This window comes from Bacillus cereus group sp. MS39 (assembly GCF_040448665.1).
GTDB lineage: Bacteria > Bacillota > Bacilli > Bacillales > Bacillaceae_G > Bacillus_A > Bacillus_A wiedmannii.
On the sequence record NZ_CP123058.1, the window covers coordinates 525885 to 551786 of the forward strand.

Here is a 25902-nt window from a genome sequence, read left to right on the forward strand (position 1 = left end):
CACAGTGGCTATTTAACGACAAAAAAGAAGATACCAAATGGTATCTTCTTTTTTGTCGTTCAGGCTAATGCAATATAAATATCCAATTGTACGTTGTTTGGATCTGTTGCTTTTTCATCATAAAGCTCAAAGTCTGTTGTAAAAGCACGTTTGTTTTCTTTTGACCATTTCCAAATATATTCCCAAGCCTCACAAACGACTTCAGCAACTGGTCCCTTTCTCGTTGTAAATACCGCATACGTAGCGGCAGGTATTGTTAAAATTGTCATATTTTCAGGAACGTCTTCTAATGAAGAAACGGGCATACCGATTGTAAATTGATATGTACCAGTTTCATCTGATTCGTAATTTGAGTAGAAAGCGAATGTTTCTTTCGTTTGTTGATTTGGGATGTGATGCATCATTTGTTCTTGGAAGTAGCGGTTCCAAAGTTGTGGGATTTTTCCTTCAGTAGATGCCTCTATTTCATTTGTCGTCGTAATCGAAACGCCGATTGCTTGGAAAGCTTCTTTTTTTACTATAATAGGTTCTTTCATTTTAAAATATCCCCCTTATCAAATAGAACGTTTGTTCTTATTCATTGTAACATATTTTGGAAGGATACGGTAGCACAATAACAAAAGAACTCCTTTTACGTAAAAGGAGTTCTTTTCATTTCTATATTAAAACATACTAGAGCTGTGCATCGGTTGAAGTTTTGCGTTTGGATCGAAGTAAGCTTTTGCATTGTTTACTGCTGTTGGTGCTTCACCGAAGCCGCAAGCAATGAGTTTTACTTTTCCTTCATATGTACAAATGTCACCAGCAGCATATATGCCAGGAATATTTGTTTCCATTTTCGAGTTCACAAGAATGCTGTTTTTTTGTATATCTAAGCCCCAGTTTTTGATTGGGCCAAGAGAGGAAACGAAGCCGTAGTTTACGATGACATCATCCACATCGATGATAATTTTTTCTTCTGTTTTTACATGCTGAAGAACGACTTGTTCAATGTTGTCATCACCAATGAGTTCTACTGGTATGTACGGTGTGCTTACTTCTGCACGAGAATTCATTAAGCTTTCTACGCTATGTTCATGTGCACGGAACTTATCACGGCGATGAACGATTGTAACTTTTTCAGCGATCGGCTCTAACATCATTGTCCAATCGACAGCTGAGTCGCCGCCGCCAAATACTACGACGCGCTTACCAGCAAATTTATTCATATCATCAACGAAATAATGTAAGTTTTTCTTTTCATACTTTGCTGTATCTTCTAATTCTAAGCGGCGTGGTTGGAAAGCACCATTGCCAGCAGTAATAATAACTGATTTAGAATAGTGAGTTTGCTTATTCGTAACAAGTTTAAATATACCGTCAGCTTGTTTCTCAAGCGTATCAACAGCTTCTTCTAAGCAAACGGTTGGATCAAATTTTTTCATTTGCTCTTTTAAGTTATCAACTAGTTCTTGTGCGCGCACTTTTGGAAATCCAGCTACATCATAAATGTATTTTTCAGGGTAGAGTGCGGATAATTGTCCTCCAAGTTGAGGTAAGCTTTCAATGATTTTTACACTTGCTTGTCTCATACCGCCATAAAATGCTGTGAACAGCCCTGTTGGACCACCACCAATAATTGTTATGTCGTAAACTTTTTGATTTTCTGCCACTTTCATTCCCCCTATAGATGGAATTTTGATATTGATTTCATATATTGTTCATATGTACACGAAAATCCTGCAAATGATGACACTTTCAAATAAATGATAGCATATTTGAGTTCATAATACTTCTGAAAACGACTGAATTGTGTGTAAGTTTTCGCATAGATGCTTTTTTAATTGTATAAAATATGGTGAAAGGAAAATACATGAAAAAAAGGCTGAAAAACCCTTGAAAACGCTATGTTATTTTAAAATATTGATAATTCTCCAGACGCTTGAATTCTGGAATAAAACCGACTAATATAGGGAAGTATTATGTTAAATTTCTATGACAAAATTCGTACGATTTTTTGACTGCGTTTTGTTATGATATAGAATGTGATAAATTCCACATTCTTGACAAATATAGTTTTTAGTACTTGGTATTATTTTTCATTACTATTATATAAAGAAAAGGGTTGTGATTTGGTGAAGACTCCAAAAATCGTAGTTTTAGGTGCAGGTTATGGCGGGATGATTACGACTGTTCGTCTGCAAAAAGCATTATCTGTAAATGAAGCTGAAATTACGTTAGTAAACAACAACAGCTATCACTACCAAGCGACTTGGTTACATGAGAGCGCAGCTGGTACATTACAAGATGAAAAAATCTGTCTAGATATTCAAGACGTTATTGATACAAATAAAGTGAACTTTGTACAAGACACAGTAGTAGAAATTAAAGCTGCTGAAAAACGCATCATCTTAAAAGACGGCGAGCTAGAGTATGACTACTTAGTAATCGGTCTTGGTTTCGAATCAGAAACATTCGGAATTACAGGATTAAAAGAGCATGCATTCTCAATTGCTAACATTAATGCAACTCGTGAAATTCGTGAGCATATGGAAGCTAGTTTCGCTAAATATGCAACTGAAAAGCGCGATGAGTTAGTAACAATCGTTGTTGGTGGTGCTGGATTTACTGGTATCGAGTACGTAGGTGAGCTTGCAAACCGTGTTCCTGAACTTTGCAAAGAGTATAATGTACCACGTGAAAAAGCACGTATCATCTGTGTAGAAGCTGCTCCAACAGCACTTCCAGGTTTCGATCCGGCATTAGTAGAATACGCTGTAAAACAACTTGAGAAAAAAGGTGTAGAATTCCGCATCGGTACAGCAATTAAAGAAGCAACTGAAGAAGGTATTATCGTTGCAAACGGCGATGATACTGAATTAATTAAGTCTGAAACAGTAGTTTGGGCTGCGGGTGTTCGTGGTAACGGTATTGTAGAAGAGTCTGGCTTTGAAGCAATGCGCGGACGTGTAAAAGTTGATGAGTACATGCACGCTCCAGGATACGAAGATGTATTTATGGTTGGTGACGCAGCGTTAATCATTAACGAAGAAATTAATCGTCCATACCCACCAACGGCACAAATCGCAATTCAAGAAGGTTACAACATTGCACACAACTTAACTGTGTTAGTTCGTGGTAAAGGCGAAATGAAAAAATTCGCATTCGACAATAAAGGATCTGTATGTTCTTTAGGTCATGACGATGCAATGGGCGTTGTTATGGGCAAAAAGTTAACAGGTTGGAAAGCTTCCTTCATGAAGAAAGTTATCGATAACCGTTACCTATTCTTATTAGGTGGACCTTTATTAGTTCTTAAAAAAGGTAAATTAAAGTTCTTTTAATATATAATAGAAAAAGCAGAAACGGCTAAGAGCTGTTTCTGCTTTTTTCATTTTAAAAATATAGTATAATATATAAAAAAGAAAGAATATTCTGTCCGTTCTAGTAGAGGAGGGTATTACATCATGGAGAAGCGAGGGAAAGTATGGCTAGCTGTTGGTGGCTTAGTAGCTACAAAAGATGGCAGGTGGCTGTTCGTTAAGAAAAAATATAGTGGATTAAAGGGGAAATGGTCTTTGCCGGCTGGTTTTGTAAATGAAGGTGAGACGGTTGATGAAGCTGTGAAACGTGAAGTGTTAGAAGAGACAGGTATCGTCGCTCATGTGAAGGGGATCATTGGTGTTCGATCGGGCGTGATTCGCAATGAGATTAGTGATAATATGATTATTTTCCTTTTGGAGCCTGAAGGAGAAAACATTATTGTACAGGAGAAGGAATTGTCTGAAGTAGCATTTTTACATCCAGATACGATTGCGGACGATCCAAATACGTCTCTACTTATCAAATATTTGTTTGAAGGAAGATCAGAACTACATCTTGAGATGAACAAAACATTAGATCCAGGAGAGCAATTTGGTTATACAGCCTATCATGTATTTACGGCGCATGCGAAGGAGAGGGAGAAAGAGTGAGTATACCAGTACTACTTATTTCAATGATGTTATTTTTTATTTTGTTTTTTGGAATTGGATTTTTACTCAACATGATATTGCGAGCGACATGGGTAATGGTTATTGTGTATCCGATTGTTTGTATACTTATTATTAATAAGGCGAGTGTGTGGGATTATTTTTCAAAGCCGAAAGAAACATTCTCTTCATTTGGGACAAGTGTATCACATTTAGGGCAGGCAGATGTGTTTATTCTATCTACTGGATTAGTAGGTGCTGCTTTAGCCGGAATTGTCATTAAGAAACTTCGGAAAAGCGGATATCAAATGTTTTAATCTCCAATTCATTTGGGGATTATTTTTTTTGCATATTCCTTCATCGTATAGGGAATGATTAACGATGAAGGAGTGTGGAATATAAAAATGTTAAAACGATATTGTATTCGCATTATGATGACTTGTTTACTTGTATCCGCATTATGCGTAACATGGAATGCTTTCACAGGAGTTTCTTTATTAGAGATTGTAAAGAAATATGAGGGAACGAGTGCAAAAGAAGTACATGCAGCAGAAGTTAAGAGAAATGTTGCTCCGAGTAAAGAAGTGATAAATGCTTTAGAGCAGGCAAACGACTGGTCTAAATATCGTTCAATTGAAATGACTGCAACAGGTTATACGTCGGGAATTGAGTCAACTGGTAAGAGACCGGGACATCCGGAGTATGGTATTACATATTCAGGAGTTAAGGTGAAAAGGGATTTATATTCCACAATCGCTGCGGACTTACGCGTATTCCCAATTGGAACGATTCTATTCGTACCAGGTTATGGGTACGGTGTAGTAGCTGATAAGGGCGGTGCAATAAAAGGAAACCGTCTTGATCTGTATTATGATACGGTGAAAGATGTTTATAGCCAATGGGGTAAGAAAAAAGTGAATGTGTATGTAGTGAAAGTTGGAAATGGTAAGTTTTCAGAAGAAGAGTTAACGATGTTAAATCAAGACGAAACGATGCAAGTGTTTCGTGGTCAATATTTAAAACAAAGATAGTCTAGTGGTAATTACGCTAGACTTTTTTATTTTATAAATAGAAGAAATATGGATTATAGAGGATGTAACAGAAGTTAGAATTATCGCATTTTATCGAAAATAAAGTTATAATAAAGGCAGAGTAGAGAAATTTAGGGGGTCTGAACATGTTTCAAGTACAAAAAGAATTAGCAAGCCATGAAGCAGTAATCGTTGCCTTATTTGAAGAAGAGAAAACGAGTAGTTTTGTACAAGAACTGGACAAAGCGTTTGAAGGACAACTACAAGTTTTATTAGAAGAGAAAGAACTTTCTACGAAGAAGAAAGCTATTTCAAAAGTACATAGTTTAGGAAAAACAAATGTGAAACGTTATTATTTCGTTGGTTTAGGTAAGAAAGAGTCTTACACGACAGAAACGTTGCGTGCTGCTCTTGGTAAGGCGTTTAAAACGTTACAAGCAGCAAAAGTACAAGATGCAGCAATCTTGCTTGATTCTTTCGTAACGGAGAAATTAGATGCGATTGATGTAGCTCATATTGCAGCAGAAGTACAAGGTCTTGGTACATATGAGTTACAAACGTATAAATCAGATAAAAAGGATCGTGTAGAGTTAGAGAAGTTCACGGCTATTACAGCGGAAGATGCACAAGAAATTGAAGCTGCATTAACAGTTGGCTACGTACATGGACGTGCAACAAATTCAGCTCGTACACTAGTAAATATGCCGCCAAACGTACTAACAGCGACGAAGCTTGCTGAGTATGCTGTTGAGTTAGCGGAAAAGTATGATATGGATTATAAAGTTCTTGAGAAAGAAGAGATGGAAGAGCTTGGTATGGGTGCGTTACTTGCAGTAAATCAAGGATCTAGTGAGCCACCAAAAATGATCGCTCTTATTTATAAAGGAAAAGAAGAGTGGACAGATGTCATTGGATTCGTTGGAAAAGGGATTACATACGATACAGGTGGTTATTCTTTAAAACCACGTGAAGGTATGGTCGGTATGAAAGGTGATATGGGCGGTGCAGCTGCTGTTTTAGGTGCGATGGAAATCATCGGCGAACTTCGCCCAGAGCAAAATGTGATCGCTGTTATTCCATCAACGGATAACGTTGTAAGTGGTACAGCATTTAAGCCAGACGATGTAATCACATCTATGAGCGGAAAAACAATTGAAGTATTAAATACAGATGCAGAAGGTCGCCTAGCGTTAGCTGACGGTATTACGTATGCGAGAAAACTAGGTGCAAACTATCTTATTGATGTTGCGACATTAACAGGTGGTGTAATTGTTGCACTTGGAAATCATACGACAGGCGCAATGACAAACAATGAAGAGTTGTTTGAGCAAGTGCTAGAGGCGTCTATGGAAACAGATGAATCAATTTGGCAATTACCGATTTTTGATCGTGATAAAGAACGCGTTCGAAACAGTAAGTTTGCCGATTTAAATAACTCACCAGGCCGCGAAGGACATGCGGTTATGGCAGGTACATTCTTAGGTGAATTTGCTGAAGATACACCTTGGGTACACTTAGACATCGCTGGAACATCTGAAACGTCAGGAGCGCATGATTTAGGGCCAGCTGGAGCAACAGGTGCAATGGTACGTACACTTGCAACGTTTGTTGAAAGGTTTAGTGATGGAGAATAAGCAAAAAGATAAAGGTGAATGGTTGTTACAACTTATAAGCAATCATAAATGAAATAATAGCAAAGAAGATAATTGCATTGTTATTACTATGAGAAGTAAGTTTTTGATAACTGAATATTTTTATGAAGATTTTCCATATAAATTATTATTTTGTTTTAAACATTTATCCTGTAGTTTGATCCAAAGAAAATGACCTCCAAATGAATCGTAGATTCGTTCGAAGGTCATTTTTTAATAGTTTATTGATTATATCCGACAATTTTATTTGTATCGATATCGACGTACACTTCAACGTTTTTGGGATAGGACGTATCAGATGGGAAATGCACGAGGTAGACACTTCTCCCTTCATATTCTTCATTGAATTGACGGCTATTATGTTTATGCAATATTGTTTTGATCATTGTTGCATTTTCCCAATCACCGATAATATATTGCTTTTCTTGATTGGATAGTTGATTCCAAACTGCCTTTTTTATGCCTTTTTCTGTTTCTTGATTTTGATAGGAAATGTCTTTCGAATTATTCGTATCGATGCAACCTGTAAAAGTGAAGCATACGAAGAGTATTGTAATAAATTGCTGTAATATGTTCTTCATGGCTAGCATATCGCCTCCCTGTTCCCATACACTTCAATTAGCAGAAAGAAAATTCCTGCTATGCGAGGAAATATAAGTGTATTATATGTTTCATAATGAAAATGTATATAAGGTTCCATCTAAGGCAAATGACGTTATACCAGTTTCCTCAGATACAACAAAAATAAGTGCATCACTGACTTCAGAGAGTCCAATTGCTGCGCGGTGACGTGTTCCCAACTTTCGATTGGATGTCAAAGCTTGTTGCGATAAGGGTAGTATATTTGCTGCTGATATAATATGGTTATTATTTACAAGAACAGCACCGTCATGAAGTGAGTTTCCAGGGTAAAAAATAGATTCTAGTAACTGAACTGTTAAATGAGCCTGAATTTCTATACCAGATTGGATATATGCTTCTAATGATTTTTCTCTTTCTATAATAATAAGAGCTCCATGGCGTTTTTGAGATAATTGCCTGATTGCAGTTAATAGTTGGATATAGCAATCTGTATATGGTGATAAATATGTTTTGAGATAGTAAGAAGCGGTTGTTGATTGAATTTGTAATAGTAATTTATGTATATCTTCGACTTTACATAAAAGGCATTTATCATTGTTCTCTAATGTGTTTTGCATATCTTGAAGTGCAAGGGAAATATCTTTGATAATCTCTTGGATATGTTGTTGTATTTCTGGTTTAAGCGCCCATTCTTGCATTGTACCTCACCTTATTCGAGAATATATTTATTTATGTATAGCTTTTCAATTTATACAAAAAGTATTCATAAGAGGTGCTGTTTTATACATTTAATGTAAAAGTTTTTGTGAGTATTAAATATAGTATTGAGGAAAATATCATTTTCACCATATAATTAAATTGTGTTTGATTGAGAGGAGAGAATTTAAAATGGAATGGAAAAAAGAATATGAACGCTGGAATACATTTGCTAGTTTGGATATAGAGTTAAAACAAGAGTTAGAGGAAATGAAACAAGATGTAAAGAAAATTGAAGACAGTTTCTACAAAAATTTAGAATTTGGTACAGGTGGTATGCGTGGTGAACTTGGTGCTGGAACAAACCGTTTGAACGTATATACAGTACGTAAGGCGACAGAAGGTTTAGCTCAATTTATTGAGAAACAAGGAGAGGAAGCAAAAGCACGTGGTGTTGTTGTTGCGTATGATTCTCGTCATAAATCACCTGAATTTGCAATGGAAGTAGCTGCAACACTTGGTGCCCACGGTATCACAACATATGTGTTTGAAAGCTTACGCCCAACGCCAGTGCTTTCTTTCGCAGTTCGTCATTTACATACAGTAAGTGGAATCGTTCTTACGGCAAGCCATAATCCGCCTGAATATAACGGGTATAAAGTATACGGTGAAGATGGTGGACAATTGCCTCCAAAAGAAGCTGATGAGTTAATTAGCTATGTAAATGCAGTAGAAGATGAGTTAACAGTTGAAGTAGCTGACGTGGAGCAATTAAAAGCTAATGGTTTATTACATATTATTGGACAAGAAGTAGATGATGCATATGCAGCAGAATTGAACAATGTCATTATTAATAAAGAAATGGTGCAAAAGGTTGGTAAGGACTTAAAGATCGTCTTTACACCATTACACGGAACATCAAATATTTCTGTACGCCGTGGTTTAGAAGAAGTTGGATTTACAGATGTAACGGTTGTAAAAGAACAAGAGTTACCAGATCCAAACTTCTCTACAGTGAAATCACCGAATCCAGAAGAGCACGCAGCGTTTGAGTATGCAATTCGTGACGGTGAAAAAATTGGCGCAGATGTGTTAATCGCAACTGATCCTGATGCAGACCGTCTAGGAGTAGCAGTTCGCAATCATGATGGTGAGTTCCAAGTGTTAACTGGTAACCAAACAGGTGCATTAATGCTTGATTACTTACTATCTCAAAAGAAAGAAAACGGAACGCTTCCAGAGAACGGTGTTGTATTAAAAACAATCGTAACGTCTGAAATTGGTCGCACAATTGCGAAAGCGTACGGTTTAGATACAGTTGATACGTTAACTGGATTTAAATTTATTGGCGAGAAAATTAAGCAGTATGAAGAAAGCGGACAATATGAATTCCAATTCGGTTACGAGGAAAGCTATGGTTATTTAATTAAGCCATTCTGTCGGGATAAAGATGCTGTTCAATCTGTTTTATTCGCATGTGAGGTTGCAGCATATTATAAGGCGCAAGGAAAGACATTGTATGATGGATTGCTTGAAGTGTTTGAAAAACATGGTTATTTCCGTGAGGGACTTGTGTCATTGACCTTAAAAGGAAAAGATGGCGCAGAACAAATTCAAAACTTGATGACAACATTCCGTGGAAATTGTCCTGTAGAAGTAGCTGGTTTAAAAGTTACAATTGCTGAAGATTATAAAGCAAGCTTGAGAACAAAAATTATAGGGGATGGAACAGAGGAAATACATTTACCAAAATCAAATGTGTTAAAGTATTACCTTGAAGATGGTTCTTGGTTCTGTTTACGTCCGTCTGGGACAGAGCCTAAAATCAAATTTTATTTTGGGGTGCAGGGAAGTACGCTACAACATAGTGAAGAAAAACTTGAAAGTATAAAGAATGATATTATGAACCGAGTTCAATAATATATTAAAAAAGCATGAGCGTTAGGTGCTCATGCTTTTTTTTTTGAAACTTGGAGTAAATTTTCTTGTTCGAATTTTTATCAGTAGTTGGTTTTATTGTCACAAATTGGACGCAATCAGTAGATGCATTTAATTAAGTTCAGAATGAAATTTTGGATCAATTATGTTAAAATTTGTTTCGTGTGTATATAAACTAAAAATGACAATTTGTAAAAAAGTGATGATATAACTATCAATTTTAAAAAAAGAGAGTTGAGTGTATGAAAGCATCAATGAAGCATTATATATTTTTACATGTTGCCTTTTTTTTATACTCTATCATAATGGTGTATATGAAATGGGCGGCAAACTTTTCAGTTGGATCAATTTCTTTTTTTATTGCCTACATGATTCTTGTAATTCTTTTATTTGGATACGCAATTATTTGGCAGCAAGTTATTAAACCATTTGAAATATCTAAAGCGTATTCACATCGGGGAGTCATTATTTTATGGGGACTATTATGGTCAGTGGTGTTCTTCGGCGATACAATAAAATGGAATAATTTGGTTGGTGCAGTCATTATTATTATAGGGATTGTCGTGGTGGTAAAAGATGAATAAATTTGTGTTGCTTTACATTTTTGGAGTTGTTTTAGCAAACTATTCGCAAATTTTATTAAAGAAGGCAACATTATCGAATTATGATACAAAGTGGAAGGAATATGTAAATCGCTACGTAATTGTAGGATATTCTTTATTTGTAATTAACGCTGGATTAAATGTAATTGCCTTGAAAGGTGTTCCATTAAAACAAGCGCCTGTTATTGAATCGCTTAGTTATATTTTTATTTTAATATTCAGTTGGTATTTTCTTGGTGAAAAAATAACGAGAAGGAAGATATTCGGAAATCTGATTATTATTATAGGCATTATTGTGTTTTGCATTCAGTAAAAGTCATTTTTCGTGCATCTACTGTATGCCGATATTTAGAAAATAATATAATCGAGGTGTTTGTAGCATGATAGGAAGAAAAAAGATATTTTTATCTTTTTTTATAGTTTTTTGTGCAGTTTTATATGTGTTTTTGACGGGACCTATACACACTGTAAATAAGAGTCTTGTTTATAGCAAATATAAGATGATTGATTTAGCGCAAGGTGAAGAAGTGCGTCAAGAGATTCATTTTGCAGGTGAAAACCCAAAGCATTTGCTGTTACCTCTTACAAGTGAAAGTTATCATAAAAACGCTGTGTTAGAGTATGAGCTCTCGGCTAAAGGGAAAATCGTGAGTAAAGAAAGAGTCGATTTAAAAACATGGGGCGGAGAAAATTATATTAAGGATCCTCATTTTAAGAGCAGTATTATAATTCCTATTGAAAAAGACATAAATAAAGATGCTGTCTTGAAAGTAAAAATAGTAGAAGCTGAAAATGGCGAAAAAGTTACTATTCGTACAGGGGCATCATTGTCTCCAGATGAAAAGCTGACTGTTAATGGTAAAGAAGAAAGTGAACAAGCGATAGCTGCAAAGGTAGCATATGATCAACTTGATTGGTTTAAGGTTGGAAAAGCAGTTGTTACCGCATTAGCTACTTTATTAGCTTTATTCCTTATTGGTAATAACACAGTTAAAAATTTTGTCGTTGTTACCGGAATAATGGGGGTTATGTTCAGTTTCAATAATCCACTTTTTGAGGCAACTGATGAAAACTTCCATTTTGCAAAAGCGTATGATATTAGCTTAGGGAATCTTCTCTCTACAAAACAGGGAGATAAAGTGGGCGTTAACTTACCAGAGAATATTGATGATATGCCACGCCCGAATCAATTTGAAACAACTTATGGGTTATTGGCAAATGGCGAAAGATACGATAGGGCTAAGAGTGATATTTGGGATACGTATACATTTGCAGATAAAACGAATTTTGTAGAGCAACCCACAACAGCTGTTTATACACCAATTCCTTATATTCCACAAGCTCTTGGCTTAATTATTGCTAATCTATTGGGGCTAAAAGCTTTTAGTGCGCTAATGTTAGGAAGGATTTTTAATTTAGCTGTGTATATTGCTTTGAGTGCTCTTGCGATAAAAATTATTCCAAGGTTGAAAAATACGTTAGCATTTTTAGCGGCATTTCCATTGTTTGTATCATTGGGTGCGTCGTTTTCAGCAGATGCAATGCTGATGGGGTTAAATTACCTGTTTATTGCTGTAATGTTGCAGAAGCTTATGCGTTCTGAAAAGAATACGTTAGGAATTAAAGATTTTATTATTCCAATTGTTTTATTAATCTTAATAGTATTATGTAAATTTACGTATTGGCCGTTATCATTCTTGATTTTTGCGTTTATTGGAAGGGATTTATTCCGTACAAAAATGCAAGGTGTTATGTCATTTTTATTACTGGCAGGAATACCAGGTTTGATAATGAGTTCTTGGAACCTATTCGTAATGAAATTTGTGGGAACTATTAATCCAAATGAAAAAATTAATCCTGTTAGTCAATTGAAGTTTATACTAGAGCATCCAGTTGAAGTAATGAAAGCTTTCTTTGGAACATTTGAAAGTGGAATGAGCATGTGGATGAACATGCTAAATCAAGTTGGATGGGTAACTCATTTAATGAGTGGTATTGTGCTTATTAGTATGATAGGACTTGTAATGACAGCCATTTTTGATTATAGCGAAGATGGATTTAAATTACGTAACTTCGATTATGCAGTCTTTATAATCACAATTACAAGTGTAGTTGGGCTAGTTATGTTAAGCTTATATTTAACATGGTCTGAAGTTGGTGCAGATTTCATTAGCGGTTTACAAGGAAGATATTTCTTACCTGTCATTCCAATTGTATTGTTCATCTTTAATGAAAGAATGAATGTGAAACAACACTCAGAGTTAACAGCGCAACGCTCAGCCAGATTAGCATGTTGTATGCTATTGTATGCAAATGTGTTTATGCTAGGATATTTTTATTAAAATTAGTGGAGTGAGGGATTCCAATTGTTAAAAAAGAAGTTGATTATTATTCCTGCTTACAATGAATCAACGAACTTAATACACGTTGTAGAGGATATAGAGAAGAATGCTCCAGATTTTGATTATGTTATTATCAATGATTGCTCAAAAGATGATACAGAGCAAATATGTAAAGATAATAATTTTAATTATGTAAGTTTACCGATCAATTTAGGAATTGGTGGAGGCATGCAGACTGGTTATAAGTATGCTCAGCGCCATGGATATGATGTTGCGGTACAATTTGATGGTGATGGACAACATGATGCGGCCTATTTAGGAGCCCTTCTTAAAGAAATGGAAGATACGGGAGCAGATATGGTTATTGGCTCACGTTTTATTAATAAAGAAGGATTCCAGTCTTCATTTACTAGAAGAGTTGGGATTCGTTTCTTTGAAAAATTAATCAAAATTGTATCTGGAAAGAGAATAACGGATGCGACTTCTGGATTTAGAATGGTAAATCGTAAAATTACTAATGAATTTTGTGAGTACTATCCAAAAGACTATCCAGAGCCGGAAAGTATTGTTGCTGTAATTAGAAAAAATTATGAAGTAAAAGAAGTTCCAGTACTTATGCGAGAAAGAATGGGCGGGACATCTTCAATAGTAAATTACAAAGCCATTTACTATATGATTAAAGTAACACTTGCGATTACAATTGATCGATTAAAACCTAAAAGAAAGGAGAATGCTTCGTGACAATTCGCCTTCAAATATTAATTATTTTAGGAGTTATAGTAGGATTAATTATTTTTACAAACCTAGTCCGTAAAGAAAAATTGGAATTGAAATATGTATTAACATGGTATGGAGTGTTAATCGGTATTTTAATGATTGGGATTTTCCCAAAATCAATTGATGTGGTTTCATATTTATTGGGAGTTGCTACACCGATAAATGCGCTATTCTTTTTGGGATTCCTTTTTGTAACATGTGTTTTATTTTTCTTAACTGTTGTAGTTTCGAGATCTTCCATTCGAATTAAAGAATTGACGCAAGTTATAGCTATTTATCAGCATGAAAATGAAAAAATGAAGCGAAAATTATTAACTCATAAAGAAAAAGAAGAAAAACAGAAAGTAACTGTATAATTAAATAGGTGACATAAGCGAAGCAGAAATATACTGGATTTCTGCTTTTCTTATGTCACCTTCTTTATGGGTCTCATAATAATGCTTTGGAGGAGAATAAATGGTAAATATAAAAATAAGTGAGAAAATGTTTAAGGTTATCTCCTTAATATGTTTGTTAGGGGCAATTGGGTACTCGCTAGGATATCAAGTCCTATGGCTACTTTATAAAGAGCCTGCAATGTTAGGGTGGATGTTTGATGATTTTCATTTCTTTTACTATGCATTTCATACAATTTGGAATGATAATGCTATAAGCATGATGTATGATTTGGACCATCAAATGGAGACATTTCGTCAACTATATGGTGAAACAAAAGGTGCACTAGGATACTATATGTATCCACCACAGTTCGCTGTATTTCTTTCGTGGTTCGCAGCATTTCCTTATGAAAAAGCACGCCTTTTATGGACCATGTTCAATAGCATATTATTCATATTAGGTGTATGTTTCGTAATACAAGCTGCGTATAAAGGAAGGGCAAAAGGGGTAAAGTATCTCTTGTTTTCTGCGGCTATTATTATTTATCCAGTATTTGCTGATTTTTATTGGGGACAATCCAATCGTTTAATCTTCTTTTTAGTATGTTTAACATATTATTTTTATCAATCTAAACATAAGTGGTTGGCAGGGATTCCGATTGTTTTTGCTACTAGTTTTAAATTACTACCGGGTATTTTTCTTGTATACTTCCTATATAAGAAAGAGTGGAAGGTGTTTTTAAGCGCTGTGATTACAACGATTATTACATCAGGGATTACTATTGCTATAGTTGGATGGAATGTAGCTTGGGAATATGTAACAAATGATTTGTTTGTTGTAAATGGAATTAATGAAATGCATGGTGGAGCACCTTGGGATAGCTCATTTAAAGGAGTATTAAAGACATATTTCCCACACGATTCAATGAGTATAACTCACCTTGTGTATGTCGTAATACTATTAGCAATTACATTTCTAGTTATTAGAAAATGTAAAAAAGACAGCTCGTTGGAGTTTGTCCTCGTTACAGCGCTTATGCTGTTATTCTCACCTGTTGTTGAAGTACATTATCTTGTATTAATGATCATTGTAATCGTATGTGTACTTTCACATATATTTAACAATTCATTAATAGAAGAATTCGTAGATGGTAATATAATGTATAACATTAGTCTAGATGCAAAAAGTGTATGGCATTTAGTTGTTACGGCGGTCTCAATCAATATTTTGATGGATTCACCAGAAGGAATGAGTTACTTCATAGCCATGTTATTCCTATTCTATGTATTATTAGGTCGTTACTATATTCAAAATAAAAAATAGAGTTTAGTAAAAGTTTACGTATAATTTGAAATTGTTATGGTAAAAAAAATTAAATTATATAATTTTAAAGATATATATTTACGTGGCCGTTCACATGTTTATTAACATGCACTTATTTAGCTTTTTTGCAAAAGGAAATAAGTCCATATTTGTCAGATTCGCTACGCTTTTTAGGACCAATTGTACGAAGGATACAGTAAAAAAAGGGGCTCATGAGTAGAGAATAAGGAGAAGCACATGAGAGATTAATAAGTAACCTTGACGAATAAAGAGACAATCATGTAGAATTTGTACGAAGTGTCTTTTGCAGTTAGTGAAGAAGTTAACATGTAAAAAACTTTAGTTTAATAAGAAAATTGATAGATATATAGTATAAAAGTTATACTCATTTGGATAAGAATGTATCCCATAAATATGGTTTGATAAGGGAAAAATAATAAAAATAACTACTGCTTGGACAAATATGAATATATACCAAAGATGAGAGAAAGAGGTTATAAGCATGAAAAAAGTAAGAAAAGCTATTATTCCTGCAGCTGGTCTTGGGACACGTTTTTTACCAGCTACAAAGGCACAGCCTAAAGAAATGTTACCAATTGTTGATAAACCAACAATCCAATATATCGTAGAAGAAGCTGTAGCGGCTGGTATTGAAGATATCATTATCGTTACAGGAAAAGGAAAACGTGCGATTGAAGATCATTTCGACAATGCATTTGAATTAGAGCAAAACTTATTAGAGAAGAAAAAATATGATTTACTTGAAAAAGTACAAGCATCTTCGAAAATGGTAGATATTCACTATATTCGTCAAAAAGAACCACAAGGTTTAGGACATGCAGTATGGTGTGCTCGTAAGTTCATCGGCGATGAGCCATTTGCTGTTCTTCTTGGTGATGATATTGTACAAGCTGAAAAACCTTGTTTAAAACAGCTTATCGATGAGTATGAGCATACACTTTCATCTGTGATCGGTGTGCAAACTGTTCCAGAAAATGAAACGCATCGCTATGGTATTATTGACCCATTAGAAAAAGAGGGTCGCCGTTATCAAGTGAAGCAATTTGTTGAAAAACCGGCTCTAGGTGAGGCACCTTCAAACTTAGCAATTATGGGGCGCTATGTGTTAACACCAGAAATATTCCGTTTCTTAGAAGAGCAGCATATTGGTGCTGGCGGTGAAATTCAATTAACAGATGCAATCCAAAAGCTAAACGAAATCCAACGTGTGTTTGCATACGATTTTGAAGGAAAGCGTTATGATGTTGGAGAGAAGTTAGGCTTTATTCAAACAACAATCGAAATGGCGTTACAACATGAAGAGTTAAAAGATGATTTATTAGCAATCATGGAAGAAATTGTGAACGGACAAAAAAATACTGTGAAAAATTAACTTATTTATAAATATGTGAGGTTAGACATAGTGAATTGGAGAAAGAGGTATTCTAAGATAAACATCCAGTTTACTATGTCTAATCTGTGCTTATAAGATGTTCTTTATGAGCAGGCTTGAAAAAGAAAGGAGCACCTTTTTTGAAGACTATTACTATATTGGTACCGGCATATAATGAAGAAGAGGTATTAGATCAATTATATAGTCGTTTAACAGGGGTATTTCAAGGCATTCCAAATTATAACTTTGAAATTTTGTTTGTTAACGATGGAAGTAAAGATCGTACGTTAGATATTATTAAGGAATTTAGAGTGAATGATAAGCGTATTTCGTACGTAGACTTATCACGAAATTTTGGGAAAGAAACAGCAATGATTGCGGGTCTGGATCATGCAATTGGAGATGCAGTAATTATCATTGATGCTGATTTACAAGATCCACCAGAATTAATCCCTGAAATGATTAAGTACTGGGAACAAGGGTATGATGATATTTATGCAAAACGACGCTCTCGTTCAGGTGAATCATGGGCGAAGAAATGGACAGCTGGTAAATTTTACAGCTTGCTAAAGAAAACAACAAGAATTCCGATCCAAGAAAATACAGGGGATTTTCGTTTATTAGACCGTCGTTGTGTTGAGGCATTAAAGAAAATTCGTGAAACGCAGCGTTATACAAAAGGGATGTTTAGCTGGATTGGTTATAATAAGAAAGAAATTTTATTCGATCGTGACCCTCGTGCTGCAGGTGAAACAAAGTGGAACTATTTCAAATTAATGGATCTTGCTATTGAAGGAATTACATCCTTTACAACAGCGCCATTGCGCCTTGCATCGTTCATGGGATTTACTGTTTCATTCTTAGCTTTTATCTATATGATTTGGATTATTATTAAGACGCTAATGTATGGTGAGTCAGTAAGTGGATATCCATCTATGATGACAGCTATTCTATTTATCGGTGGTGTACAGTTAATTTCCATCGGTATTATTGGGGAATATTTAGGACGTATCTTCAATGAAACAAAACAACGTCCGCTATATTTTGTAGATGAATATAATGATGATAAAGTAACGAATATCGATGGCGATCAAAACATGGCGAAATTATACAGCGTAGAAGATCGTAAAGTAAAATCAAATCACTAGGGGATTAGAAGTGTGAATAATAAAGCGAAAGAAATCTTTAACTATTTACTTTTCGGTGGTTTAACGACGTTAATCAACATTGTGACGTATTTTATTTGTGCAACGTTAATTGGAATGGATTACAAAATAGCAACAACAATTGCTTGGATTGTATCGGTACTGTTTGCGTATATTACAAATAAGAAGTATGTATTTAACAGTCAACAAACAAGTTTTGCTCACGTAGTAAAAGAGTTTGTCTACTTTATGGGATTCCGTATTGTATCGTATTTCATTGATATCGCATCCATGATTGTTTTAATTGAATGGCTAGGTATGAATGATTTAGTAGCAAAAATTATTGCAAACGTTATTGTTGTGGTTGTTAATTATTTTGCGAGTAAATATATTATTTTTAAAAAGAAGACCGATATAGAAAACGGTCAAAATATATAAAAAACAATGGCTTGGCTCTATGCCGGCTATTGTTTTTTATACATAGAATTTGGTAATAAATGATTAATGAAGAATGATATGGAGGAGTATAATGCAAGCTCTGTTAGATTTGTTTAAGAAAAGGAAGTTTTTATATACTTTTGCTTTTTTACTTCCTTTTTCTATTTATGGTGTAGTTTTTATTTTACTGGGTGTTGCACCGTTTGGAGAAAAATCAATCCTTGTAACGGACTTACACACACAATATGTGCAGTTTTACACGTATTTATATGATGTGTTTAAAAATGGAAAAAGTATATTTTATAGTTGGGAAGGTGGAATGGGGTTAAACTTCATTGGAGTATTTGCTTATTATTTAGCTAGTCCTTTTTCACTACTCATTGTCCTGTTTGATCGTTCGCATATTCCAGAAGCGATTATGTTAATGACGTTATTAAAAACAGGATTAGCTGGTTTTACAATGACATATTATTTAAGTCATATGATGAAGCGTCGTGAAATTGCTATTACGCTATTCTCAACTTTTTATGCCTTAATGTCATTTGTAACAGTATATTCTTTCTGTGTAATGTGGTTAGATGCCATTTATTTACTACCCCTTATTATGTTAGGTATTGAAAAGCTAGTTACAGAAAAAAAATGGGTGTTATTCACATTTAGTTTAGCACTTACATTTATTACGAATTTTTATATTTCCTTTATGGTAGGGATTTTTACATTTATCTACTTTGTAGCACGTTATTGTGTGCTTTACGATATTCGAAATATAAAATTATTAATGCAAAGGTTCGTATGGTTCTGTCTTGGAACAGGATTAGCAGGTGGAATGTCTGCATTTATTACGCTACCAACATACATGGATTTAAAGAGCAACTTTGTTGAACGTACTAAGATTCCATTCTCTACAGCATTTAATTTTGATCCGTTTGATTTTTATGCACGATTCTTTAATGGCGTAATTGATACGACAGTAAATGGAATGCCAAACGTTTATGCAGGTGTTTTAACTGTATTACTCATTCCATTATTCTTTATTACAAAAAGAATTTCATTGAAAGAAAAGATTGTATATGGAAGCGTACTGTTATTCCTAATCCTTTCTTTTGAAATTCCGTTTTTAAATATCGCTTGGCATGGTTTTGAGCCACCAACGAATTTCCCGTATCGTTATTCATTTACATTCTCCTTTGTACTCATTTATGTAGCAGTTCGAACGTTTATGGTATTCGAAGAAGAATTAATACCAGCTTTAAAAAAGGTTGTATTGTTTAATATATTTATGCTGCTATTATTAGGAAAAGTTGCACCAAGTTATATGCAGTCAAATAAGATTGTAATTAATGCCTTTTTAATCATTATGTATGCATTATTGTTATTTGGAAAAGTTCGCTTGCGAAAAAATAAAGCGATTATCTCTTTGACTTTATTCGCTATAGTGGGGCTAGATGTAGCAGCTAATACAGTATACATGGTTAAGTTAATGGGTTATGAATACGGATATATTAATCGTCAAGAATATGCTTCGCCGTATCCAAAATATGAAGAGACCATTCAGAAAGTAGCCGAACAGGACAAGGGGCTTTATCGCATGGAAACGACAAGAGGTGTTACATGGAATGATGCGCTACGTTTTGGATATAAGGGCGTAACACACTTCAATTCTGTGGCAAATGGTCACTTGAATTTATACATGCAAGATTTAGGTTATGGGTATCTAGAGGCATTAATTTTACAAAATGGTAAAGGGATTCTCTCTACTGATGCCTTGTTTGGTGTAAAATATATGATTTCTGATCAACCTTTAAGTAAATACGGATGGTCTGAAATCGATCATGTTGGAAGCAATTATGTATATGAGAATAAAAATGCGCTTTCGTTCGGATACATGGTAAATAAAGATGAATTTGATGTTAAAGGAAAAGATAAGTTGAAAGTACAAAGAATCAACTATACAAATTCCTTTGAGAAGCAAAACGAATTGATTGGTAAATTAGATGGGCAACAAGTTAGTTATTACCAACCGTTAAATCCACTTTCTGTAGAATATAATAATTTAGCAGTTGTAGAAACGAGAGAGAAAACGAAAAAAGATCTACAGGCTGAAACTGAAAAAATAGCTCAAACAAATCAAAAGCCAATCGAATTGGTTAAACAGCAGGATGGACAAAAAGCAAGTATTAAATACACATTTGATGTAAAAGGTAAGCAACAATTGTATACAAAATTACGTGTGGAACCAACTGATATTACAAAAGTATATGTAAATGGAAAATCACTTGGTAAAAAATTCACTGAATATCCTCGTTACTATTGGAACAATGGTATTTTAGATTTAGGATATTTTGATAATGAAAAAGTCGAGGTTGAAGTTGAAGTCAAAGGAAGTAGTCATTACGTTGAGTTGGAACAACAACTATTTTATGGACTTGATGTAGAAGCATTTGATAAGCGAGTAAATGTACTGAAACAACAGTCATTTGATGTAAAGAATTACACAAGTCGTACGGTATCAGGAAAAATTGATGTGAAGGAAGATAACTATTTATTCCTATCTATTCCATATGATAAAGGATGGAAGGCAACAGTTGATGGTAAAGAAGCTAAGTTACTTAAATTAAATGATGCATTCCTTGGATTAGATTTAGAAAAAGGAACGCATACAATCGAATTAAAGTATACTTCCCCAGGATTTGTAATGGGAGCAGTTGTTTCGTTTATTACTTTTGTTATCACATTACTAGGCGCTTTTATTGTATCAAGGAAACAGAAAAAAATATAATAAAAAAGGACTACTGATTATTTCAGTAGTCCTTTTTTATTATATATACATCCCGTAATGAGGAAGAAATACATCATGAAGACGGCATTTTCTAATATGTTATAAAAGGCACTTCCTATAATAGCACCAGCAACTAAACATAAGATAATGGGACTAAATATTGAATTTCTTCTTAGTTTCCAGAAAGTACTTAAAATTCCATATGCAAATATCGAACATAAAATGACTCCAATAAGTCCTGTTTCTGCTAGAATTTGGATGTATTGGTTGTCAGAATAAAAATTCCATGTAATATTGTACGATTTATAAATTGGTGACGAGTATGTTTGAGTAGCTGCGTCACCAAATGTACCGAAACCATAGCCGGTAATTGGTTTGTCACGGAAGATTTCTAATGCTTTCTGTACATAATATATTCGACCATCTTGCTTACTTAATTCTAATGTGTCCTCTGAGAGTGCTTCTGAAAAGCGTTTTGCACCTAGAGAATCTCCTTCTAAATAGTTTGTCATGAGAGAGATTCCAGTAGCGCATATAAATGAGATGGTTAGTATAGGGATTAATGCTTTCCAATACGGTATATTAAGATGGATAATGATATAAAGCACTCCAAAGGTTATTAACGTTAAAAATGCTCCGCGTGAATAGGTTAACCATAAAGTTGTCGCGATAATTGTTAGTCCTACATAGAGTGTGTACTTCATTCGTATGGAAGCATTTTTTAATAAATATAAAGAAGTAAGAAATGCAATCGTTAAATAAAGTGCAAGTTCATTTGGGCCACCAGCCATACCATATATACGAATTTTATTAGTAGGAGCTAGATCAAGATTTTTCCATACCTCTGGTAGTAACATACTACGAAGAGAAATTTTTTCAATTAAACCTTGAATAGAAATGATAATTGCAGCCACAAAAGTTACTTTTGCAAACAATATGAAATCATCTCGGGTGAACGACAATCGAGAGACGATATAGAATACAAAATAGTATAGTAGAAGGGTATGTAACTGCATGATTATTGCTACTAAAGATACATTGTTAATTAATCCTACAATCGCTCCGAATAAGCAAAATAGGAAATATGCGATTTCAAAGTAATGAAATGTAAAAAGTTTTGAAACTGTATTTCGATATTGAAAAATGATTTTGCATAATAGAGCGAGAATAATGAAAATCCCAATAAATTTAAACCCTGCATTGTAAGCAGATAAAAAGGGGCGCATTGGAATAAATAATAGTAAATAAGCAATACCGAGCTTTTCATCTCGAAATGCAGTTATTGCTAACAGTGCGGAAATGAATAGCCCGGTATAAGTTGCTGAAAATATTAATCCTACTATAATAAGGAAAATACTTAAAGTAATATAGTGAAATCGATTTAGCTGAATCATAATATATTAAGCCCCTTTAACATGATGATGGTATGCGGTAAATATGTTTCACCTCTTCTATCATTTTAGAGAAGGTGAAATGTTGTAAATAATATTCGCGTCCGCATTCTGCTAAAGAATAGTAGAGTTTGTCATCTTGTAATAATGTTGCCAGTGCAGTTGCCAATTGTTCGACATCTCCATATGGTATAGAAATACCAGATTGATTTGGAACAATAACTTCTGGTAATCCGCCAATATTTGTCGCAATCACGGGCTTTTTCATAGCAATCGCTTCAATTGCTACGTAGGATAGCCCCTCATTTTTAGAAGGAATTACGATGATATCGTGTGCACTATATTCTTTAATAATGTCATCTCGAAAACCTAATAAAGAAACGGAATCATTTAATTGTAAAGAAGTCACTAAGTCTTCTAATGGAGTTTTTAATGGACCATCTCCAATAATGTTACAGTGCCATTGTAAAGAAGGGTATTTTGTTTTTAGTTTTTGTAAGCCGTGTATTAAAAATGGTTGTCCTTTTTCTTCACTTAACCTCCCAATTACAGCGATTTTCATCGGTTTATGAACAGATGGTAAATTGTTTAAATAAGGATCCTCTAAGCCATTATAAATTATTTTTAATTTATCTTTCTGAACTCCTTTTTGAAGGAGTTGCTGTTTCATAAACTGTGAAATACAAATGATGGTGTCATTATAACGAGTGAATATATTATTGCACCATTTTAAAGGAAGTGACATGGGGACATCCACATGGTATGTCCAAATGACACGGATGGATGCCCCTAATAACTTTGCTAAAATTGCAATATAATTTTCACGTAAAAATTGTGCGTGAACAATATCTACTTGCTCTTTTGCAATTATTTCTTTTAGTTTCCATGCAGTTTTTATATCAAAAGGGTGTTTCATTTCTATTTGATATATGGGTATATTTAATGCTTCAAACCTATGTAAGAAAGGACCAGGAGTAGAATATACAAGAATACAACATTCTGGATCCATAGATTGAATTAAATCTAGGACGTATTTTTCTGATCCACCATCCCCAACATAATTCAAAAGGTACATAATTTTATTCATTTATATCATTCCTTTTACCTAAAAATAGCGATAGCAATTGTTGTAGTTCTTTAATCTTTAACATGTAAGTGACTAATAAGTAAACGATGGCGCCAATCGCTATTGCTAATAAAATAAGCAACTTTGTATCATGTGTAAAATGAAGCATCAGCTTGGAAGTAAACAAGCTGATAAAGGATGCCACAATGCATTTGAATAAAAAGCCACCGTAGTACAAGTTTACTGCTTCTTTCTCTTTCATGAATTTTTGGAACATCCACAATAGTATGATTACTGTACTAGCCGATGCTATTGACGTAGATAGAGCTGCACCAGCTAAGCCCATTTTGTTAACGAGTATAATACATAATATAACATTTATAATCATGGAAAAAATTGATGCGTACATAATATATCGATTCAATTTTAAAGAAAATAGTAAACGATCAAGTAAATCTTTTAAAGGTTGCATGAGAGCGGCTAGCGCATAAAATTGCAATGCAGTTGCTGTCATCATAATAGAATCTTTCCCGAATTCACCATAGTTATAAACAACTTTGACAATTTGTTCTGTAAAAAAGGTAAAATAAATAAAAACGGGAATAAATAAATATAATAATACTTTTATATTCGTTTCCATTAAATTTACGAAATCTTTCCATTTTGAGTCAGTTACATAACCGACAAATTTAGGATACATAACTGTTAAGACTGGAGCAGCGATTAATCCAAGAGGAATGAAGTATAATTTTTGGGAATAATTAAGGGCTGCAATAGATCCTTCTTCTAATCCAGATACTAGTGTACGATCCACAAGTAGATTAATTTGAATAGACATACTTGTAATGAAAGCAGGAATACTCAACTTAATCATCGTTTTTAAAGAAGGGTCTTTCCAATCGATTACAAATCGATAGCGATACCCCTCGCGCTTAGAAGCAAAATAAACAAGTGTATTTTGTACAATGTTTCCGATAATAACGCCTAATGCGAGTGCGTAAATTCCAATCCAATTAACAAGGGAAACAAATATAATAAGGGTAATACCATTTAATACAACCCATTGCATGCTTGTAATGCGAAATTTATGTAAACTGTTCAAATAAGCATTAAAAATATCAATCATGAATGTACAGAATACAGTTGGGAAAATGATTTGTAATAGGTAAGCTGATAATAAAGCTGTTTGCTCTGGGAGCCCATTTGCAAATATTGAAATAAATAAGTTCGGCTGTAGTTCAATGAGCAAAAGCGGAATGAAAAAAATAAGTAGAACAATGTTTAAAAAATTATTCATAAATCGATATGCTTTAAGGGAATCTTTTCCCTTTAACTCCATAAAGATAGGAATGAAAGAAAAGGCGAAGGCCCCTGTGATACCAGTAAAAACAATAGTTGGTATATTTAAAGCTACAACGTATGCATCAACGGCATGGTTTGTACCGAAATAAGCTCCAAGTGTGATTTCTTTTGCAAAGCCAAGTAGCTTTCCTAAAGCTGTCCCAAGCGTAAAAAATAGTGTTACTATGAGAAATCTTTTTGTATGTTCTTGAGAGGATTCTCTCCCCATCTATAATCAAATCCTTACTTTAGTTTAATTCTTTTTCAAGCATAATTTATTTGTATCTAAAAATCAAATATATATGAAGAATAGAAAGTGCTAACCATATGAAAAAAGAGGCTATCTTCCAATAGAAGGATAGCCTCTTTAGTACGTAATAAAAACCCGATTAGGGAAGGGGAATAATGATCAAGGGAAACGGTATCTCATGCAAATATCAAAAAAACAACTTATGAAACGAAGTGACTGTTTCGATAAGCAGAACGGCGTACAGCATAGTATATGCGAGGTGCGATAATAGCACCGATAATTGTAAATGCAATATCTTTTACTGCAAACCACATCATAATCATCCAAGCAGCTTTATAACTCATATTACCACCCATAAAGAAATTGACTGCCCCGTACATATAAGTAGTACCGATAATATAAGTTAAAATGATTCCTGTGAAAGAGGCAATTGCAAATGTACTGAATGTTGGTCGTTCTTTTTGTTCTACTAGTTTTCCGGATACGTAAGCAACGATAATAAATGCAATAATAAAACCACCAGTAGGATCTAAAAGTGCTCCAAATCCAGCTTTGAAGTTAGCGAAGATTGGTGCACCAGCTAAGCCAACGAGCATATACACAGTCATTGATAATGCGCCAAGTCTACTTCCAAGAAGAAGCCCTGCTAAAATTGCGAAAAATGGTTGCATAGATAATGGGATGCCCGCCACTTGCAGGAATGGTGCCCAAGATACAATATTTGCACCAATGGCCATAAGAGCGACGAACATGGCAGCTAATGCTAAATCTAAAACATGAAATCTCCTCATAATGTTAACCTCCTGTTGTTTTTAGGTTAACATTATC

At 34.3% G+C, this 25902-nt stretch carries 24 protein-coding genes; 16 read left to right on the forward strand and 8 right to left on the reverse strand.

Translation table 11 applies throughout. The features are described 5' to 3' along the window. Positions 1–59 precede the first annotated feature (59 nt). Together QEP67_RS02595 and QEP67_RS02600 are read right to left on the reverse strand one after the other, a co-directional pair. Positions 60–536 carry a GyrI-like domain-containing protein gene (locus QEP67_RS02595; protein ID WP_000662566.1) on the reverse strand — a complete coding sequence of 159 codons (477 nt, stop codon included), beginning with the start codon at positions 534–536 and terminating at the stop codon, positions 60–62. A 126-nt stretch (positions 537–662) separates the two neighbouring features. Next, complete coding sequence (locus tag QEP67_RS02600) at positions 663–1652, reverse strand: NAD(P)/FAD-dependent oxidoreductase (protein WP_000829777.1); 990 nt, start codon at positions 1650–1652, stop codon at positions 663–665. A 462-nt stretch (positions 1653–2114) separates the two neighbouring features. Here QEP67_RS02600 and QEP67_RS02605 point away from each other — a divergent pair, with 462 nt between their 5' ends. The 5 genes from QEP67_RS02605 (at position 2115) to pepA (ending at position 6615) form a co-directional block, all read left to right on the forward strand. Beyond that, a complete protein-coding gene (locus QEP67_RS02605; RefSeq protein WP_000856605.1) occupies positions 2115–3323 on the forward strand; it encodes an NAD(P)/FAD-dependent oxidoreductase in 1209 nt (402 codons plus the stop codon). Between the two features lie 123 nt (positions 3324–3446). Continuing rightward, positions 3447–3953 (forward strand): NUDIX hydrolase, encoded by a 507-nt coding sequence (locus QEP67_RS02610; protein WP_000415296.1) that lies wholly within the window; start codon positions 3447–3449, stop codon positions 3951–3953. Further along, the gene (locus tag QEP67_RS02615) at positions 3950–4267 is read left to right on the forward strand and encodes a YuiB family protein (protein ID WP_000027007.1); all 318 of its coding nucleotides are present in this window, start codon (positions 3950–3952) and stop codon (positions 4265–4267) included. Before QEP67_RS02610 ends, QEP67_RS02615 begins: the two co-directional genes overlap by 4 nt. Positions 4268–4354: 87 nt before the next feature. Next, complete coding sequence (locus QEP67_RS02620; RefSeq protein WP_000920109.1) at positions 4355–4981, forward strand: 3D domain-containing protein; 627 nt, start codon at positions 4355–4357, stop codon at positions 4979–4981. A gap of 146 nt (positions 4982–5127) precedes the next feature. Continuing rightward, positions 5128–6615 (forward strand): cytosol aminopeptidase, encoded by a 1488-nt coding sequence (pepA, locus tag QEP67_RS02625; protein ID WP_048566609.1) that lies wholly within the window; start codon positions 5128–5130, stop codon positions 6613–6615. Between the two features lie 239 nt (positions 6616–6854). Here pepA and QEP67_RS02630 read toward each other — a convergent pair whose 3' ends face one another. Together QEP67_RS02630 and cdaS are read right to left on the reverse strand one after the other, a co-directional pair. Continuing rightward, positions 6855–7214 (reverse strand): hypothetical protein, encoded by a 360-nt coding sequence (locus tag QEP67_RS02630; protein ID WP_003295594.1) that lies wholly within the window; start codon positions 7212–7214, stop codon positions 6855–6857. 90 nt (positions 7215–7304) lie between these two features. Next, complete coding sequence (gene cdaS, locus QEP67_RS02635) at positions 7305–7913, reverse strand: sporulation-specific diadenylate cyclase CdaS (RefSeq protein WP_001158730.1); 609 nt, start codon at positions 7911–7913, stop codon at positions 7305–7307. A 190-nt stretch (positions 7914–8103) separates the two neighbouring features. Here cdaS and QEP67_RS02640 point away from each other — a divergent pair, with 190 nt between their 5' ends. The 11 genes from QEP67_RS02640 (at position 8104) to QEP67_RS02690 (ending at position 21026) form a co-directional block, all read left to right on the forward strand. Beyond that, positions 8104–9831 carry a phospho-sugar mutase gene (locus QEP67_RS02640; RefSeq protein ID WP_000454881.1) on the forward strand — a complete coding sequence of 576 codons (1728 nt, stop codon included), beginning with the start codon at positions 8104–8106 and terminating at the stop codon, positions 9829–9831. Positions 9832–10091: 260 nt separating this feature from the next. Beyond that, positions 10092–10433, forward strand: a complete 342-nt coding sequence (locus QEP67_RS02645) for a hypothetical protein (protein ID WP_000648045.1) — start codon at positions 10092–10094, stop codon at positions 10431–10433. Next, complete coding sequence (locus QEP67_RS02650) at positions 10426–10764, forward strand: EamA family transporter (RefSeq protein ID WP_001032267.1); 339 nt, start codon at positions 10426–10428, stop codon at positions 10762–10764. Before QEP67_RS02645 ends, QEP67_RS02650 begins: the two co-directional genes overlap by 8 nt. 67 nt (positions 10765–10831) lie before the next feature. Continuing rightward, complete coding sequence (locus QEP67_RS02655; RefSeq protein ID WP_064460050.1) at positions 10832–12793, forward strand: DUF2142 domain-containing protein; 1962 nt, start codon at positions 10832–10834, stop codon at positions 12791–12793. Positions 12794–12817: 24 nt separating this feature from the next. Next, positions 12818–13534, forward strand: coding sequence for a glycosyltransferase family 2 protein (locus QEP67_RS02660; protein ID WP_000914144.1), 717 nt, complete (start codon positions 12818–12820; stop codon positions 13532–13534). After that, on the forward strand, positions 13531–13926 hold the full coding sequence (locus QEP67_RS02665; RefSeq protein WP_000155507.1) for a DUF2304 domain-containing protein: 396 nt from the start codon (positions 13531–13533) through the stop codon (positions 13924–13926). The genes QEP67_RS02660 and QEP67_RS02665 overlap by 4 nt, the downstream gene beginning before the upstream one ends. A gap of 100 nt (positions 13927–14026) precedes the next feature. Then, the gene (locus QEP67_RS02670) at positions 14027–15271 is read left to right on the forward strand and encodes a glycosyltransferase family 87 protein (protein WP_000247193.1); all 1245 of its coding nucleotides are present in this window, start codon (positions 14027–14029) and stop codon (positions 15269–15271) included. Between the two features lie 502 nt (positions 15272–15773). Further along, positions 15774–16664: a UTP--glucose-1-phosphate uridylyltransferase GalU gene (galU, locus tag QEP67_RS02675; protein ID WP_000757825.1), complete on the forward strand. Its 891-nt coding sequence runs from the start codon at positions 15774–15776 to the stop codon at positions 16662–16664. 140 nt (positions 16665–16804) lie between these two features. Further along, a complete protein-coding gene (locus QEP67_RS02680; protein WP_000849659.1) occupies positions 16805–17812 on the forward strand; it encodes a glycosyltransferase family 2 protein in 1008 nt (335 codons plus the stop codon). A gap of 12 nt (positions 17813–17824) precedes the next feature. Then, a complete protein-coding gene (locus QEP67_RS02685) occupies positions 17825–18247 on the forward strand; it encodes a GtrA family protein (RefSeq protein ID WP_001060121.1) in 423 nt (140 codons plus the stop codon). Between the two features lie 91 nt (positions 18248–18338). After that, positions 18339–21026: a YfhO family protein gene (locus tag QEP67_RS02690; RefSeq protein WP_001148346.1), complete on the forward strand. Its 2688-nt coding sequence runs from the start codon at positions 18339–18341 to the stop codon at positions 21024–21026. A 17-nt stretch (positions 21027–21043) separates the two neighbouring features. Here QEP67_RS02690 and QEP67_RS02695 read toward each other — a convergent pair whose 3' ends face one another. From QEP67_RS02695 to QEP67_RS02710, 4 genes are all read right to left on the reverse strand, one after another. Next, positions 21044–22420 (reverse strand): O-antigen ligase family protein, encoded by a 1377-nt coding sequence (locus QEP67_RS02695; RefSeq protein WP_000615475.1) that lies wholly within the window; start codon positions 22418–22420, stop codon positions 21044–21046. Positions 22421–22436: 16 nt separating this feature from the next. After that, on the reverse strand, positions 22437–23504 hold the full coding sequence (locus QEP67_RS02700) for a glycosyltransferase (RefSeq protein ID WP_001033743.1): 1068 nt from the start codon (positions 23502–23504) through the stop codon (positions 22437–22439). Next, entirely contained in the window at positions 23497–25053 is a 1557-nt protein-coding gene (gene murJ, locus QEP67_RS02705) for a murein biosynthesis integral membrane protein MurJ (protein WP_000532294.1), read from the reverse strand. Before murJ ends, QEP67_RS02700 begins: the two co-directional genes overlap by 8 nt. Positions 25054–25274: 221 nt before the next feature. Further along, positions 25275–25865: a biotin transporter BioY gene (locus QEP67_RS02710; protein WP_001252152.1), complete on the reverse strand. Its 591-nt coding sequence runs from the start codon at positions 25863–25865 to the stop codon at positions 25275–25277. Positions 25866–25902: the final 37 nt, after the last annotated feature.

Bases quoted from the DNA above. Each gene is read 5' to 3' on its own strand.
- QEP67_RS02710 (WP_001252152.1), bottom strand. From the start codon at position 25,865: ATGAGGAGATTTCATGTTTTAGATTTAGCATTAGCTGCCATGTTCGTC.
- QEP67_RS02640 (WP_000454881.1), top strand. From the start codon at position 8,104: ATGGAATGGAAAAAAGAATATGAACGCTGGAATACATTTGCTAGTTTG.
- murJ (WP_000532294.1), bottom strand. From the start codon at position 25,053: ATGGGGAGAGAATCCTCTCAAGAACATACAAAAAGATTTCTCATAGTA.
- QEP67_RS02610 (WP_000415296.1), top strand. From the start codon at position 3,447: ATGGAGAAGCGAGGGAAAGTATGGCTAGCTGTTGGTGGCTTAGTAGCT.
- pepA (WP_048566609.1), top strand. From the start codon at position 5,128: ATGTTTCAAGTACAAAAAGAATTAGCAAGCCATGAAGCAGTAATCGTT.
- QEP67_RS02690 (WP_001148346.1), top strand. From the start codon at position 18,339: ATGCAAGCTCTGTTAGATTTGTTTAAGAAAAGGAAGTTTTTATATACT.
- QEP67_RS02700 (WP_001033743.1), bottom strand. From the start codon at position 23,504: ATGAATAAAATTATGTACCTTTTGAATTATGTTGGGGATGGTGGATCA.
- galU (WP_000757825.1), top strand. From the start codon at position 15,774: ATGAAAAAAGTAAGAAAAGCTATTATTCCTGCAGCTGGTCTTGGGACA.
- QEP67_RS02630 (WP_003295594.1), bottom strand. From the start codon at position 7,214: ATGAAGAACATATTACAGCAATTTATTACAATACTCTTCGTATGCTTC.
- QEP67_RS02670 (WP_000247193.1), top strand. From the start codon at position 14,027: ATGGTAAATATAAAAATAAGTGAGAAAATGTTTAAGGTTATCTCCTTA.
- cdaS (WP_001158730.1), bottom strand. From the start codon at position 7,913: ATGCAAGAATGGGCGCTTAAACCAGAAATACAACAACATATCCAAGAG.
- QEP67_RS02695 (WP_000615475.1), bottom strand. From the start codon at position 22,420: ATGATTCAGCTAAATCGATTTCACTATATTACTTTAAGTATTTTCCTT.
- QEP67_RS02655 (WP_064460050.1), top strand. From the start codon at position 10,832: ATGATAGGAAGAAAAAAGATATTTTTATCTTTTTTTATAGTTTTTTGT.
- QEP67_RS02620 (WP_000920109.1), top strand. From the start codon at position 4,355: ATGTTAAAACGATATTGTATTCGCATTATGATGACTTGTTTACTTGTA.
- QEP67_RS02595 (WP_000662566.1), bottom strand. From the start codon at position 536: ATGAAAGAACCTATTATAGTAAAAAAAGAAGCTTTCCAAGCAATCGGC.
- QEP67_RS02650 (WP_001032267.1), top strand. From the start codon at position 10,426: ATGAATAAATTTGTGTTGCTTTACATTTTTGGAGTTGTTTTAGCAAAC.
- QEP67_RS02645 (WP_000648045.1), top strand. From the start codon at position 10,092: ATGAAAGCATCAATGAAGCATTATATATTTTTACATGTTGCCTTTTTT.